The sequence below is a fragment of the Thiosulfatimonas sediminis genome (assembly GCF_011398355.1).
Taxonomy (GTDB): Bacteria; Pseudomonadota; Gammaproteobacteria; order Thiomicrospirales; family Thiomicrospiraceae; genus Thiomicrorhabdus; species Thiomicrorhabdus sediminis_A.
Window position 1 is genome coordinate 1,946,271 of sequence record NZ_AP021889.1, and the last position, 12,959, is coordinate 1,959,229.

12 protein-coding genes are annotated in these 12,959 nt (G+C 46.6%); 6 read left to right on the plus strand and 6 right to left on the minus strand.

Translation table 11 applies throughout. The annotated features are described in order from the left end of the window. Positions 1 to 63: 63 nt before the first annotated feature. The gene (aroC, locus tag HRR27_RS09125) at positions 64 to 1,167 is read right to left on the minus strand and encodes a chorismate synthase (RefSeq protein ID WP_173273015.1); all 1,104 of its coding nucleotides are present in this window, start codon (positions 1,165 to 1,167) and stop codon (positions 64 to 66) included. Positions 1,168 to 1,248: 81 nt separating this feature from the next. Between aroC and HRR27_RS09130 the strand changes: the two genes are divergently transcribed. Further along, positions 1,249 to 1,650 (plus strand): acyl-CoA thioesterase, encoded by a 402-nt coding sequence (locus HRR27_RS09130; protein ID WP_173273017.1) that lies wholly within the window; start codon positions 1,249 to 1,251, stop codon positions 1,648 to 1,650. On the opposite strand, the gene HRR27_RS09135 is transcribed toward HRR27_RS09130, so the two are convergent. The 3 genes from HRR27_RS09135 to mog all read right to left on the minus strand — a co-directional run bounded on the left by HRR27_RS09135 (position 1,647) and on the right by mog (position 4,229). Beyond that, positions 1,647 to 2,609: a carbonic anhydrase gene (locus HRR27_RS09135; protein WP_173273019.1), complete on the minus strand. Its 963-nt coding sequence runs from the start codon at positions 2,607 to 2,609 to the stop codon at positions 1,647 to 1,649. The two genes, HRR27_RS09130 and HRR27_RS09135, sit on opposite strands and share 4 nt — an antisense overlap. A 107-nt stretch (positions 2,610 to 2,716) precedes the next feature. Further along, a complete protein-coding gene (gene prmB, locus HRR27_RS09140) occupies positions 2,717 to 3,652 on the minus strand; it encodes a 50S ribosomal protein L3 N(5)-glutamine methyltransferase (protein WP_173273020.1) in 936 nt (311 codons plus the stop codon). Between the two features lie 22 nt (positions 3,653 to 3,674). Beyond that, entirely contained in the window at positions 3,675 to 4,229 is a 555-nt protein-coding gene (mog, locus tag HRR27_RS09145) for a molybdopterin adenylyltransferase (RefSeq protein ID WP_173273022.1), read from the minus strand. A gap of 134 nt (positions 4,230 to 4,363) precedes the next feature. Here mog and lon point away from each other — a divergent pair, with 134 nt between their 5' ends. Next, complete coding sequence (gene lon, locus HRR27_RS09150) at positions 4,364 to 7,024, plus strand: endopeptidase La (RefSeq protein WP_197905401.1); 2,661 nt, start codon at positions 4,364 to 4,366, stop codon at positions 7,022 to 7,024. A 133-nt stretch (positions 7,025 to 7,157) separates the two neighbouring features. Here the strand turns inward: lon and HRR27_RS09155 are convergent, their stop codons facing one another. After that, positions 7,158 to 7,991, minus strand: a complete 834-nt coding sequence (locus HRR27_RS09155; RefSeq protein WP_173273024.1) for an HDOD domain-containing protein — start codon at positions 7,989 to 7,991, stop codon at positions 7,158 to 7,160. Positions 7,992 to 8,098: 107 nt separating this feature from the next. Beyond that, a complete protein-coding gene (locus HRR27_RS09160) occupies positions 8,099 to 8,794 on the minus strand; it encodes an arylesterase (protein ID WP_243830815.1) in 696 nt (231 codons plus the stop codon). 35 nt (positions 8,795 to 8,829) lie between these two features. Here HRR27_RS09160 and HRR27_RS09165 point away from each other — a divergent pair, with 35 nt between their 5' ends. The 4 genes from HRR27_RS09165 to HRR27_RS09180 all read left to right on the plus strand — a co-directional run bounded on the left by HRR27_RS09165 (position 8,830) and on the right by HRR27_RS09180 (position 12,839). Beyond that, the gene (locus tag HRR27_RS09165) at positions 8,830 to 9,534 is read left to right on the plus strand and encodes an ABC transporter ATP-binding protein (protein ID WP_207710556.1); all 705 of its coding nucleotides are present in this window, start codon (positions 8,830 to 8,832) and stop codon (positions 9,532 to 9,534) included. Positions 9,535 to 9,552: 18 nt separating this feature from the next. Continuing rightward, positions 9,553 to 12,042 (plus strand): ABC transporter permease, encoded by a 2,490-nt coding sequence (locus HRR27_RS09170; protein ID WP_173273026.1) that lies wholly within the window; start codon positions 9,553 to 9,555, stop codon positions 12,040 to 12,042. A 113-nt stretch (positions 12,043 to 12,155) separates the two neighbouring features. After that, positions 12,156 to 12,374, plus strand: a complete 219-nt coding sequence (locus HRR27_RS09175; RefSeq protein ID WP_173273028.1) for a hypothetical protein — start codon at positions 12,156 to 12,158, stop codon at positions 12,372 to 12,374. A 246-nt stretch (positions 12,375 to 12,620) separates the two neighbouring features. Further along, positions 12,621 to 12,839 (plus strand): hypothetical protein, encoded by a 219-nt coding sequence (locus tag HRR27_RS09180; RefSeq protein WP_173273030.1) that lies wholly within the window; start codon positions 12,621 to 12,623, stop codon positions 12,837 to 12,839. Positions 12,840 to 12,959 lie beyond the last annotated feature (120 nt).

Genomic DNA, 12,959 nt, shown 5'->3' on the forward strand with positions numbered 1-12,959 from the left:
GAAGCAGACAGCGCCATCGTTCAATCACTGTTGATGCCTAAATTGCAGAGCATTAACGCGCGTTTAGCGGGCTGACTTTTTGGCCAAATCCATAATCGGCGCAATCACATCGGCATTTTGCGCACGGTTACGCATAAAGTGATCAAGTAACACAATCGCCATCTGTGCTTCGGCAATCGGCGTGGCGCGAATCCCCACACAAGGATCGTGCCGCCCTTTGGTAACCATCTCGATGGTTTCACCAGCGGCGTTAATTGAGCGCCCGGGCGTCATAATCGACGAGGTCGGTTTGAGCGCAATGTGCGCGACAATATCCTGCCCGGTGGAAATGCCCCCTAAAATCCCACCGGCGTGGTTGGATTGGAAACCCTCGGTGGTCATCTCGTCGCGATGCTCGGTGCCTAACTGCCCTGCTACCGCAAAACCGTCACCGATTTCAACGCCTTTAACCGCGTTAATGCTCATCAAAGCGTGCGCTAAATCGGCGTCTAAACGGTCAAAGACCGGCTCGCCCAAACCGACCGGCACATTTTTGGCAATAATCGAAATCTTCGCACCGACGGAGTTTTTCTGTTTAAGCAGTTCGTCCATATAGTGACGAATTTCTTCCGTTTTTTGCGGGTCGGGACAAAAATACACATTGTCGTTATCAAAAGGCCACGTCACGTTTTCAACTTTAATCGGCCCTAGTTGAGATAAATAGCCTTTCACTTCCACGCCTAAACGGTCTTTGAGATATTTTTTGGCAATCGCACCGGCAGCAACGCGCATGGCCGTCTCGCGCGCCGAAGAACGCCCACCACCGCGATAATCGCGGAAACCGTATTTTTGCGTGTAAGTATAGTCAGCGTGTGCCGGACGAAAGGTTTCCGCCACCTTGGAATAGTCTTGCGAACGCTGGTCTTTATTGTGAATAATCATGCCAATCGGCGTACCCGTGGTTTTACCTTCGAAGACACCGGATAGAATCTGCACTTCATCGTCCTCACGGCGCGCAGTCGAGTGTTTTGAAGTACCCGGCTTGCGACGATCCAGTTCCGCCTGAATGTCCGCTTCGCACAGCTCCAATCCCGGAGGACAACCGTCCACAATGCACCCCAAGGCTAAACCATGACTCTCGCCGAAAGTGGTGACACGAAAATTTTGACCTAAAGTATTTCCTGACATACGCTGATTCTTCTTTAAATTTTTACCATTGCGGCGTATTTTACTTGATTTAAACGCCATTGGCACGAAGGCACGACGTTTTTGAAAACTTACTCTGAAATTTACCACGTGCAAGAATCCGATTTGGATTTTCTCGGGCACGTAAACAATAAAAGTTATCTGGACTGGATGGAGAAAGTCGCTTGGGCGCATGCCCAATCGGTCGGCATCAGCCATGACATGCAAAAATCGTTAAATCGAATTCTCGCAGTTTACGAGCATCACATGCATTATCTCGGAAGCTGCTACGCCGATGACGAAATTAAATTAACGACTTGGGTTGGCGAACAACTAGGCTGTTGCCGTCGAGAACGGTTCTATGAATTTATACGGCTGAAAGATAATAAAACCGTATTTAAAGCCGAAAGTGTTTATGTGTGTATCAGCCTAGATACACACCGTGCAAAAAAAATTCCAGACGAATTTATGCTTGCTTACATTTAATAATATTCATACATAGGTTCTTGCTGAACCGCTTCCGACCATGATTTTAGTACACTACGCGAATTGATGGAATTAACTGGCCGAGCATTTTCACCTAAGACGTCATTAAACTGTTGAATCTGTTCTGCAGAAGCGGAAACTGGCTGCTTGAACACCATCCAGTAAACTCCTTCACTACAAGGCGGCGTAGTCAAAGAGCCACTGTATTTGTAGAACTCGGTGTTTACCGGGATAAAATGCGCCGGATTTAAGCTAAGTGCCGAGTAGATTTTCTGTTTCCCAGCTTGTTTCGGCAGAACGTTAAGCAAAGTATTAAGGTGTTGATTCTCTTCACCTTCTTGAAAAATCACCCCTATCACGGCAAGATTTCCATCACCATCCCGATGCACCATGTGCACTTCCATCGGATAATTAAATCCCTCTTTCTGATGTTCGCTTGGCGTGTGAAAATGATACTGCAATAATTCATAACGCTTACCGCCGACCTTAATATAACTGCCTAGCGGGTAATTAACTTGTATCGTATGGCCATTATTTTCAATTTTAAGTGGCACATCACGATAACGAATATCTAAATCCGCTAAACCTTGGGTGCCGACGGCTTGAGCATCACGCAAATCAATCGGCGACTGATTTTTGCCCTCTTTACAGGTGGCAAATTCGGGACTCAAGTCTCCCCAATATCGAGGGCCTTCATGTCCGGCATATCCCCAATGCAATGGTTTGTCATGCGCGATTTCAGCGGCCTTATTCTCTTTTGGCGGCGGCACATTGGCTAGCGGCTTTGTCACAGTTTGGGCTGTTACAGCATGAGTCTCTTCAGGGGCTGCTTTTAACTGTTCAAGCTCGGCACCTAAATCAAGAATCGGCCCGTCCTGAGCGACCGATACAGAAGACATCCCCGTTGTCAAAGCAACACTCAAGACGATAAAGATTTTTTTAGACCAAGAATCGCGCATAAAACTCACACTCTTAACAGGCGACAGTGCCGAAAAATCGGCAATGCCTTAAAGCAAAATTGGAATTAGTCCGCAATGAAGCGATAAACGTGCCAGAACAAAACGACTTATGCCGGATTAAGACGCTGCTGAATTTCTTCGGCAAACACTTCTAGTTCGGATTTATGAATCGCAAACACCCCTTCGCCGCCATTTTCAAACTCAAACCAAAAAAACGGCAGTTCGGGGTATTCTTCTTCAAGATAATATTGCGACACCCCCACTTCGACAATCAACACGCCATCGTCTTTTAGGTAGCGCGGCGCTTCAGCCAATATCCTACGAACTAAATCCAAACCGTCTTTGCCTGCCGCCAACCCCAAAGCCGGCTCGCGCTGAAACTCCTCCGGCAGATGCGCCATCTCAATTTCATCGACATACGGCGGATTAGAAACAATCAGGTCGTACTGCTTGCCTTGCAAATGACTGAACAGATCAGACTGGATCGGATAGGCGAAATCTTGCAATTGAAACTGTTCGACATTTTGCTGCGCGACCGCTAAGGCCTCGGCTGAAATGTCCACCAAGTCGACCTGCGCGTTAGGAAACGCTTGCAAGGACGCAATACCAATACAGCCACTGCCGGTACACATATCCAATACATGGGTGACTTCATCAGGATTAACCCAAGGCTCATAACGCTTGGCAATCAACTCGGCAATCGGCGAACGCGGCACCAAAGTCGCCTCGGAAACGATAAAACGCAAACCGGCAAACCACGCTTCGCCGGTTAAATAGGCGGCTGGCTGACGACTTTCGATACGGCGACGAAACAGTTCGGTGACCTGTTGTTTCTCGCTTTGTGTCAAACGCGCGTTCCAGTAGTTGTCGGGAATCGTTTGCGGTAACTGTAACCCGAAAAACGTCAAAACTTTGGCTTCATCAAAGGCATTATCAGTGCCATGTCCAAAAAACAGCTGCGCCTTACTGAACAGCGAACCGCCCCAACGGACAAAATCAATCACCGTCTCCAAGCCATCATATTGATAATTTAAATTACTCATGAGAATCTCCTGCTACGGCAAATCAAGCTTGTGATTTGAGCGCGTGTTTTGGACGGAAGGCGTTAATAAAGGCCTCATCCGTTTCCAGATAAGGGCCGTGAATCAAATCAATACAATAAGGTACCGCCGGGAAAACCGCCGCCAAACACTCACCGATAGCGGATGGTTTGCCCGGCAGATTAATGATCAGGCTCTCACCACGAATACCGGCAATCTGCCGCGATAAAATCGCCGTAGGTACATATTCGAGCGAGACTGCGCGCATCTGCTCGGCAAACCCGTCCAGAATTTTATGGCACACCGCCGCCGTCGCTTCTGGTGTCACATCACGCTTGGCCGGCCCGGTTCCGCCGGTCGTCAAAATCAAACAGCACTGCTCGCCATCCGCCAGCTCTTTTAGCGTGCTTTCAATCAAACCTTGTTCATCCGCAATCACCCGCGCAACCGGCTGCCACTCGTTCGTCAAGGCACGTTTCATCCACTCTTGCATCGCAGGACCGCCAAGGTCTTCATATTCTCCGCGACTGGCGCGATCCGAAACCGTCACAAAGCCGATTTTAATTGGCGAATTTTGCATCTTTTTCCCTTGAATCAAAAAAATTTAGCCCCATATCATAACCTATTCAATCAGCAACTGTGCAGCCGTGCATTGCATTTTCCGACCACCACTTACGGCAGTTGTTGTCAAATTAAGGGCGAAATAAAACAATTATGAGTGATAAGCAAGATTTGTTAGAGCCGCACACCGACGGGATGCTGCCGGAAAAAGATTCAGACAGCCGCATCGCTGAAACGCCAGATGTGATTTCAGAGCAGCCATCAAGCGAGAAAAAAGCCCCGGTAATCATCGAAATTAACGCAAGCGCGCAGGATACCGTCCATCCTGAATTAACCGATAATCTCATCGAAATATTAAGCCAAGCAAAAGAACAACGCGGCGAAACGAACGAGAGTAATCAGGTATTTGGTGAACTGGCGCACGCCGACCAAAACTTGCCACAAGAAATTTATCTTCTGCCCATTAAAGAACGGCCTTTTTTCCCAGGACAACAGTTGCCGGTCATCTTAGCGCGTGAAATATGGGAAGACACCTTTAAGGCAATCAAAGATGGCAAATGCCAATACATTGGCTTAGTGTATGTTGATAATGAAGAACATCATAAAACCCCAACGGAAGATTTTAGCCAAATAGGCACTTTAATCCGCGTCCGCAACCCAAAGGTACGTGAAGATTACATTCAAATGGTTGCCGAAGGGATTTGCCGTTTACAAATCGATTTTTGGGTCTCCAAAGAAGCCCCTTACCGCGCTTTAGTTCGCTATCCAGAAGATATCATTACCTGCAGTGACGATGTTCTAAAAGCACACGGCATGGCGATCATGAATGCTTTCCGCGATCTTTTGCCGCTCAATCCGCTGTATTCTGAAGAGTTAAAGTATTTTCTGAATCGTTACAGTTTTACTGAGCCATCGCGATTGGCTGATTTTGCGGCCAGCTTAACCACGGCTGAAAATGAAAAACTACAGCTCGTTTTGGATACGCTCGACTTAGAGCGCCGCTTAGAAATGGTTTTGGCGCTACTTAAACACGAAGTCGAAGTCACTCGTATCCAGCTCAATATCCGTGAGCGCGTTGAAGAGTCACTCAGCGATCATCAGCGCGACTTCTTCCTGCGCCAGCAACTTAAAGAAATTCAGCGCGAACTCGGCATCCTTAAGGACGACCAAACCTTAGATCGTGATCGATTTGAAGAACGCATCGAAAAACTCGCGCTGAGCGATGAAGCGCTCAATAAAGCAGAAGAAGAGCTCAGTAAACTCTCCATTCTTGACCCGCAATCACCCGAATATAACGTGGCGCGTAACTGGTTAGACTGGCTAACCCAACTTCCATGGGGGCAGTACAGCGAAGATAATCTGGATTTGAAACGCGCCCGCAAAGTGCTGGATAAAAAACATGACGGTCTGGATGATGTAAAACAGCGCATTCTCGAGTTTCTCGCTGTCGGTGCCTTAAAAGGTGAAGTCTCTGGCTCGATTATCTGCTTGGTCGGCCCACCAGGAGTTGGTAAAACCTCGATTGGAAAATCGATTGCCGAAGCCTTAAATCGCAAGTTTTATCGTTTTTCAGTGGGTGGCATGCGGGATGAGGCGGAAATCAAAGGCCATCGCCGCACCTATATTGGCGCTATGCCTGGAAAGTTCATGCAAGCGCTCAAAGATTGCGAAACAGCCAATCCGGTGATTATGCTTGATGAGGTCGATAAAATCGGTTCGTCATATCACGGCGACCCTGCCTCAGCGCTGTTAGAGGTGCTGGACCCCGAACAAAACAGCGAGTTTATGGATCATTTTATGGATTTGCGTTTTGATTTATCCAAAACGCTGTTTGTCTGTACTGCCAATACACTCGATAGCATTCCAGGGCCTCTTTTAGACCGCATGGAAGTGATTCGTCTGTCGGGCTATATCACTGAAGAAAAAATCGACATCGCCAAACATCATCTTTGGCCAAGCCTATTGGCAGAGTCGGGAATTAGCAAAGAGCAAGTGCAAATTACCGTGCCGGCCATTCGACATGTCATTGAGGGCTATGCCCGTGAGTCTGGCGTGCGTAATCTGAAAAAGCAGCTTGGTAAATTGGTCCGCAAACTGGCGCTGAAGCTGGTCACGGGCGAAATCGAAACCGCTAAAATCCATGTCAATGAACTGCAAGAAATGCTTGGCCAGCCGCGTTTCCATCCGGAAAAGCTCAATCAGCAAACCGGCACTGTGACCGGCTTGGCCTGGACGTCGATGGGAGGCGCAACACTGACCATCGAAGCCAGTCGCGTCCATACGCATAATCGCGGTTTCAAACTCTCTGGCCAATTGGGCGAAGTCATGCAGGAATCGGCTGGCATCGCTTACAGTTTTATCAGCTCGAATCTGGATAAATACAAAGCCGATCCTGAGTTTTTTGATAAAGCCTTTGTGCATCTGCACGTACCTGACGGTGCCACGCCGAAAGATGGCCCTAGTGCAGGCATTACCATGGCCACAGCGCTCTTGTCTCTGGCGCGGAATGAACCGGCAAAAGGCCCTTTGGCTATGACCGGCGAATTAAGCCTCACCGGACAAGTCTTACCTGTCGGGGGGATTCGCGAAAAAGTCATCGCTGCAAGGCGTTTAGGCATTAAAGAGTTGATTTTGCCAGAAGACAATCGCAAAGATTTTCAAGAACTGCCGGATTATCTACAAGATGGAATGACGGTGCACTTTGCTAAGCAGTTTGATGAGGTGGCGCGGTTAACATTCAATATCCGCACTAAATCGCCCGCTTTAAAAGTGTATTTAGCCAACCGCGAAGAAGATGTTGGTACACAACATTAATAATTTATGGCCGCAAACTTACTCGCTAAAACAGCCTACAGTAAGTTTGCGCTATTTGCATTCTGAGATTGAATTTTCAAAATTGTCCATCTGAAAACGAAGAAGGCACTTCGCCTTTTGTCGCAACCGGATTTTAACTTTTATGATTACAAGTAATCAGATTGGCGCGCAATTCTCTAACGACGCCTGAATCAAGCATTAATTCAGCAACCGCTTGCTGCTCCACAAGCTTCATCTCTTCACCGCGATAAGCGCCGATCGAAATCTCGGCAACAATCGCATTCGACAGTTGCAACATCGCGACCATCAGTCGTACTTGTTCGTTGCTGATCTTTTGCAAATTGGCGCTGTGGTGCAGCATAATGCCATTGATAATCGGCATCGGCAGTTGCCATTTTTTAGCAACTAAAACGCCAACCATACAGTGATCTGCTCCCATTAACTCGCGTTCCTTTATTAGCAGTCGAACCGGGTGCACCATACTGATGCTAAACAGTTTTTCGTAGACTTCCGGACTCTTCGCCGCCAACATCAAACTGCCGGCATTGTGAAAAAGTCCCATCATATAGGCTTGATCACGCGGCACGCCGTGCACATATTCGGTCAGATAGGACATGCAAAAAGCGACATCAACACTGTGTTCGAGAATGTCTCTTTGTAAACTACCGGAATTAAATATGCGTTTAAAAGCCGCCGCCACAACCAAATTACGTAATTGTTCCAAGCCCATTCCGGTAACGGCTTCACGAATATTTTCCGCCGGTTGCTTAAGCTTGACCATCGGTGAATTTACTAATCGCATCACTTCACCAGAGAGAGTGATATTCTGCTCAAGAATCGCCACAATTTTATGTACATTGGCAAATTTACTATTGATCTCATTATCAAGTTCAATGATTTCTTGAGGGAATTCTGGGATTTTCACCCCTTTAATCGCTTCCAATGCAGCACGCAACTGTTCTTGCATATCCTTTCTCTCTCAGAAACACCGTGTCCAGTTGACGGTGATAACAGCCCAATATAGCAATAACCGAGAACCAGTAAACAATGTGCAATTAAAAAATTAATACAAATCTAGAAATAAGCAGAAATCAGAGGCCATAGACGTTCAACAATCAGATTTTGCGCCGCCGCTGTTGGATGCAATCCATCGGCTTGCATCATGTTCGGCTCCAGAGCAACCTCTTCTAAGAAAAACGGATCAAAGCTGAGTTCATATTTTTGCGCTAAACCCCGATAAACTTTACTCAATAGCCGCTCATAAGCTGGACCGTAATTCGACGGCAAACGAATGCCGAGCAACAGCACTTGACAGCCGTTGGCTTGTTGGCGACAAGCTTGAATCATCTGTTCTAAATTGGCCTTGGTTTGTAGCAAGTTTTGCCCGCGCAATGCATCGTTTGCGCCGAGTTCTAAAATCATCAAGCGGGGCTGTATTTCAGCAAGGGTTTTTGGCAAGCGCTGTAAACCGCCCGAGGTTGTTTCTCCGCTAAGACTCGCATTATGCACGCTGATTTCCGAATTTAATTGCTGCAATCTCAACGCTAATAAAGCAACCCAACCTTGAGTTTTATCAATGCCATAGGCAGCGCTTAAACTATCGCCAAAAACCAACACGGACGCCGGTGGAGAAATCTTACTGATTTGCCCAACCTCTGCCGCTTGCTGTTGCGCAGTGACTGCACTAGGATTAAGCAAAACCAGACAAAGTAGCGTTGCACTGAAAAAGGCGTTATTGATCATGCTGAATTGTGTCTTAATCTTCATCATTTACCCGTTTAGCGATGTATTTCTAGGAAAAATTTATGAAAACAGCCCATACCGAAATCATCCATCCTGTATTAGAACTAGAGAATATCAGTTATCGAGTCCGCACTGATGAACAAACACTGGATATCTTAACCGACTGCAACCTTTCGCTGGCAGCACAACAGACCGTGGCCATTGTTGGACGTTCCGGTTCCGGGAAATCAACCTTACTGTCAATTATGGCCGGCCTTGAAAAACCATCTGATGGCGAAGTATCTTTACTTGGCCACAGTTTACGTCAGTTAAACGAAGATCAATGCGCACAGATTCGCGCTCAACAGGTCGGTTTTGTGTTTCAGAATTTTCAACTGCTTTCCAGCATGACTGCATTGGAAAATATTTTAATGCCATTGGAACTGTTCCAAGTCGACAGTGCTCGCGAAAAAGCGTTCGATGCATTGGATAAAGTTGGACTGAGCAAACGCGCGCATCATCTTCCAGCCCAACTTTCTGGTGGAGAGCAACAACGTGTGGCGATTGCCCGCGCTTTTGTCAGCACGCCAACTATTTTATTTGCCGATGAACCCACCGGCAATTTAGATGAACACACCGCAGCGCAAATTCAGCAACTGCTTTTCGAACTCAATCAAACCCACCAAACAACCTTAGTTCTGGTCACCCATGATATGAATTATGCCCGCCAGTGCCAGCAAGTTCTGCAACTGCAACACGGGCAACTCACACCGTGGCCACACTCTTAATACTGTTAGGATAGCTCAATGACAGCGCATCATTTCAACGAATCCGTCACCGCTTGGCGTTGGTTTTATCGCAGTTTTAAACGCGGCGATTGGCTTTGGCTATTTGTCGCGATTGCCATCGCCAGCATGAGTTTAACCGCGATTAGTCATCTGGGCGCAAGCATCAAACAAAGCATGTTGCAAAAAGCCGCGGATAGCTTGGGGGCCGACATCGTATTACGCTCTTCACGACCACTGGATGAGATTTGGCAAACACAAGCGCAAGCACTCAACTTACGCAGCCAAAAAAGCCTCAGCTTTGTCACCATGGCGATGGTCGAACAACCACAAGAAGCTTTTCAACTGGTGAACTTAACTGCGCTAGAAAACAGTCAACCGCTTAGAGGCGAAAGAACTTTAAATCCGCAACTTCCCTTTCATCCGCTTAGCACTGGAACCATCTGGATTGAACCTAAATTAATTCAAATGCTTTCTCTGCAAAGTGATAGCAAGGTGCTTCTGGGCCAAAAACACTTCTCTCTTGCAGGTGCCGTTGAACCAAATGCATTGCTCAATCCGATGACCCAGTTTGCGCCGCAGGTTATTATGTCGCTGAGCGATTTACCTGCAACCGAACTCATCGGCCCAGGGAGTCGCATAACCTATCAACTCGCGCTGGCAGGTAGCACCGCCGACATTCAACAATTCAGCGCGCAATTCAAACAGCAAAATCCTCCGTTTGTCGACTTAATTTCAGCACAGGCTCCTAACGAAGACCTCCAAAAAACCTTGGACCGCGCATGGCTGTTTTTAGATTTAGCGGCACTATCGGCGGTATTTGTCGCCGGCTTGAGCATTCTCATTGCCAGCCGTTTTTATCTGAATCGCTGGCGTAGCACCCTTGCCTTATTGCGCGCTTTCGGAGCCAGCGACAAGACGCTGCGCCGTTTATTTTCATGGCAGTTTTTCTGGATTGGCTTGAGCAGTAGCTTACTCGGCGTACTGCTTGGCATCGGACTTATCCTGTTAGCAACGCCATGGCTGCAAACGCTGTTTACGCCCTTTGTCCACGTCAGCTATCTCAATGCCGCCCTATTAGGGTTAATCAGCGGTATGTTAGTGTTATGGAGTTTTGCTTGGCAGGCTTACCAAAGCGCGATGCAGACCTCGCCTTTGCAGGTCTTCAAACAAACCACCAATCGCCAGCAGCTCCGCCACTGGCTAATCTCTTTTGGATTGATGCTGGGGTTAATGAGCCTCATCGTACAAATCGATTTTCTCATTTGGATACTGGCGATTGGTATGACCTTGAGTCTGACGTTTTATCTCTGTGCCAACGCACTCTTGTGGGGACTGAAAAAAATTCATGGCGGCACTCGCGGCTGGCTTCGATTGGCAATTACAGCACTGCTCAAACAGCCGGAATTGCTAAAAATTCAATTAGTTGCCATCGGACTGGTGTTATTTGTACTGATTTTAATGACGTTTGTACGCCAAGATCTAATCAACAACTGGCAAAACAGTTTGCCAACTCAAACTCCGAATACATTTTTAGTGAATGTCCAGCCCTATCAAGTCAATGATGTGCAAGAAATATTCGCCAAACACGAGCTAACCCCGGATTTTGTTGCCGTAGCGCGTGGCCGCTTGATTGCTAAAAATAATCAGACTTTAAAAGCTGAAAACCTCACCACCGAGCGGGCACAACGCTTGTTACAGCGCGAAGCGAATATCGCGGTCAACGAACAAATGCCGCAATATAATCAAGTCATCGCGCAACTGCCCAGCAACCAATACAATGGACTCGGGGTCAGCGTCGAACAAGGCATTGCAGGGGCGTTTAATATCCAACTTGGGGATACACTCACCTTTGATTTTGCTGGCCGAGAACAGCATTATCAGGTACGCACTATCCGCAGCCTCAATTGGCAAAGTTTCCGTTTGAACTTCTTTTTTATTGTGGATCCAAATCCTGCGCAACCACTGGAAATCAGTTATCTCAGTAGTCTGTATATTGATAACCAAGCCACTCGCAATGCACTCACCCAACAATTAGCACAACAGGCTTCTGGCGCGCTTTTAGTCGATGTTCAACAGCTTATTGAACAAATTCGAGAGATTATGGAGCAAGCGGCTTCTGGCGTCAGTGCACTGTTCTTTTTCACGTTTGCGGCCAGTATTGCGGTCTTATTTAGCGCAACCTTAGCCAGCCAACAGGCGCGCATACAGACATGGCTGCTACTGCGAACACTCGGAGCCAGTAATAAACAAATTATGCTAATCGGGCTAAGTGAATTTATGCTACTTGGATTGTTAGCAGCGTTACTCGCCGCCAGTTTTGCACAAACCATCAGTGTAATCATTAGTGTTCAACTTTTCGATAGCACACCCGCTTTGTCAACCCAGCTCTGGCTAATTACATTTATCGGTAGCAGTAGCATTCTGTTATTGGTGGGTTATCTATCGCAGCGCCCTTATTTACGCATGAGCGCCAACCAACTTAAACGCTATCTTTCAACAATGGGGTAACGATTCTTTTCCTTCGGGTTAAAAAATTTAATTGTAATTATTACGTATCAAGTGTAAATTAATACTAACTTTTACGCATTTACCTTTAACTTTTGACTGGAAGGAATTACGTCATGACTGCAAAACTGTTATTACAAACCGGTCGTTTTACCCAATTTTTTGGCGGCATTAACGTTATTCTCTTGTTTTGGTATGGAGCCTACACCACACTGTTACACGATATGACTAAAGGGATTACCTTGATTGCCATCAGCTTGATTATTGCTTGGTCAGTCGCACTGATTGTTGGAGGCTGCTATTTAGCTGCCGATAGCTACCGCCAAAGAGCCTAAGCCTAGAGCATTCAAAAACCGCTTTTCTTCCCCACTCTCAAACGGATTTGAGAGTTTCTTAAGAAGTTTTCCTAACAGTATTCCCGTCCGAAATAGTTTATCAGCCCACCTCTCTAGTTAAATACGCAGTATTGCCAAGTGAATTATTTGCTAAGCGCCGATATAATTCATGCTCAATAACCTTTCAATCCACTTGGTTTTTTGATTGGTTGTGCAAAACCCTGCAACTTTTGAATGGGCGTAAATATGAAAATTACACTGCAAAATATTGAAAACTTCTCTGTCATCGACGAAATTCACGCGGGGTATATTGAAAAACCTCAATCTGCGGAACTTAAGAACGTGATGACCCGCGCAGGAGGAGAGTTGAACTTAAAACCTGTTAACTTGTTTAAAGCCGATCTAAAACAGCAAATGGTTCTAAAATGTAAGGCTTCAGGCACCACCTACACAATTCACAGTTAAGCTAATTGTCAGTTCCTAAGCTTCCAAGTTGTTATCAAATAAGCGCCTCAGAAACTTTTCTCAGGCGCTTATTTTTTATCCAAATTGAAACGACAAAACGTCTTATGCCAAGCAACAAAC

Coding starts and splice junctions, on each gene's coding strand:
- aroC (WP_173273015.1), bottom strand. CDS start 1,167: ATGTCAGGAAATACTTTAGGTCAAAATTTTCGTGTCACCACTTTCGGC.
- HRR27_RS09135 (WP_173273019.1), bottom strand. CDS start 2,609: ATGCGCGATTCTTGGTCTAAAAAAATCTTTATCGTCTTGAGTGTTGCT.
- prmB (WP_173273020.1), bottom strand. CDS start 3,652: ATGAGTAATTTAAATTATCAATATGATGGCTTGGAGACGGTGATTGAT.
- mog (WP_173273022.1), bottom strand. CDS start 4,229: ATGCAAAATTCGCCAATTAAAATCGGCTTTGTGACGGTTTCGGATCGC.
- lon (WP_197905401.1), top strand. CDS start 4,364: ATGAGTGATAAGCAAGATTTGTTAGAGCCGCACACCGACGGGATGCTG.
- HRR27_RS09155 (WP_173273024.1), bottom strand. CDS start 7,991: ATGCAAGAACAGTTGCGTGCTGCATTGGAAGCGATTAAAGGGGTGAAA.
- HRR27_RS09160 (WP_243830815.1), bottom strand. CDS start 8,794: ATGATGAAGATTAAGACACAATTCAGCATGATCAATAACGCCTTTTTC.
- HRR27_RS09165 (WP_207710556.1), top strand. CDS start 8,830: ATGAAAACAGCCCATACCGAAATCATCCATCCTGTATTAGAACTAGAG.
- HRR27_RS09170 (WP_173273026.1), top strand. CDS start 9,553: ATGACAGCGCATCATTTCAACGAATCCGTCACCGCTTGGCGTTGGTTT.
- HRR27_RS09175 (WP_173273028.1), top strand. CDS start 12,156: ATGACTGCAAAACTGTTATTACAAACCGGTCGTTTTACCCAATTTTTT.
- HRR27_RS09180 (WP_173273030.1), top strand. CDS start 12,621: ATGAAAATTACACTGCAAAATATTGAAAACTTCTCTGTCATCGACGAA.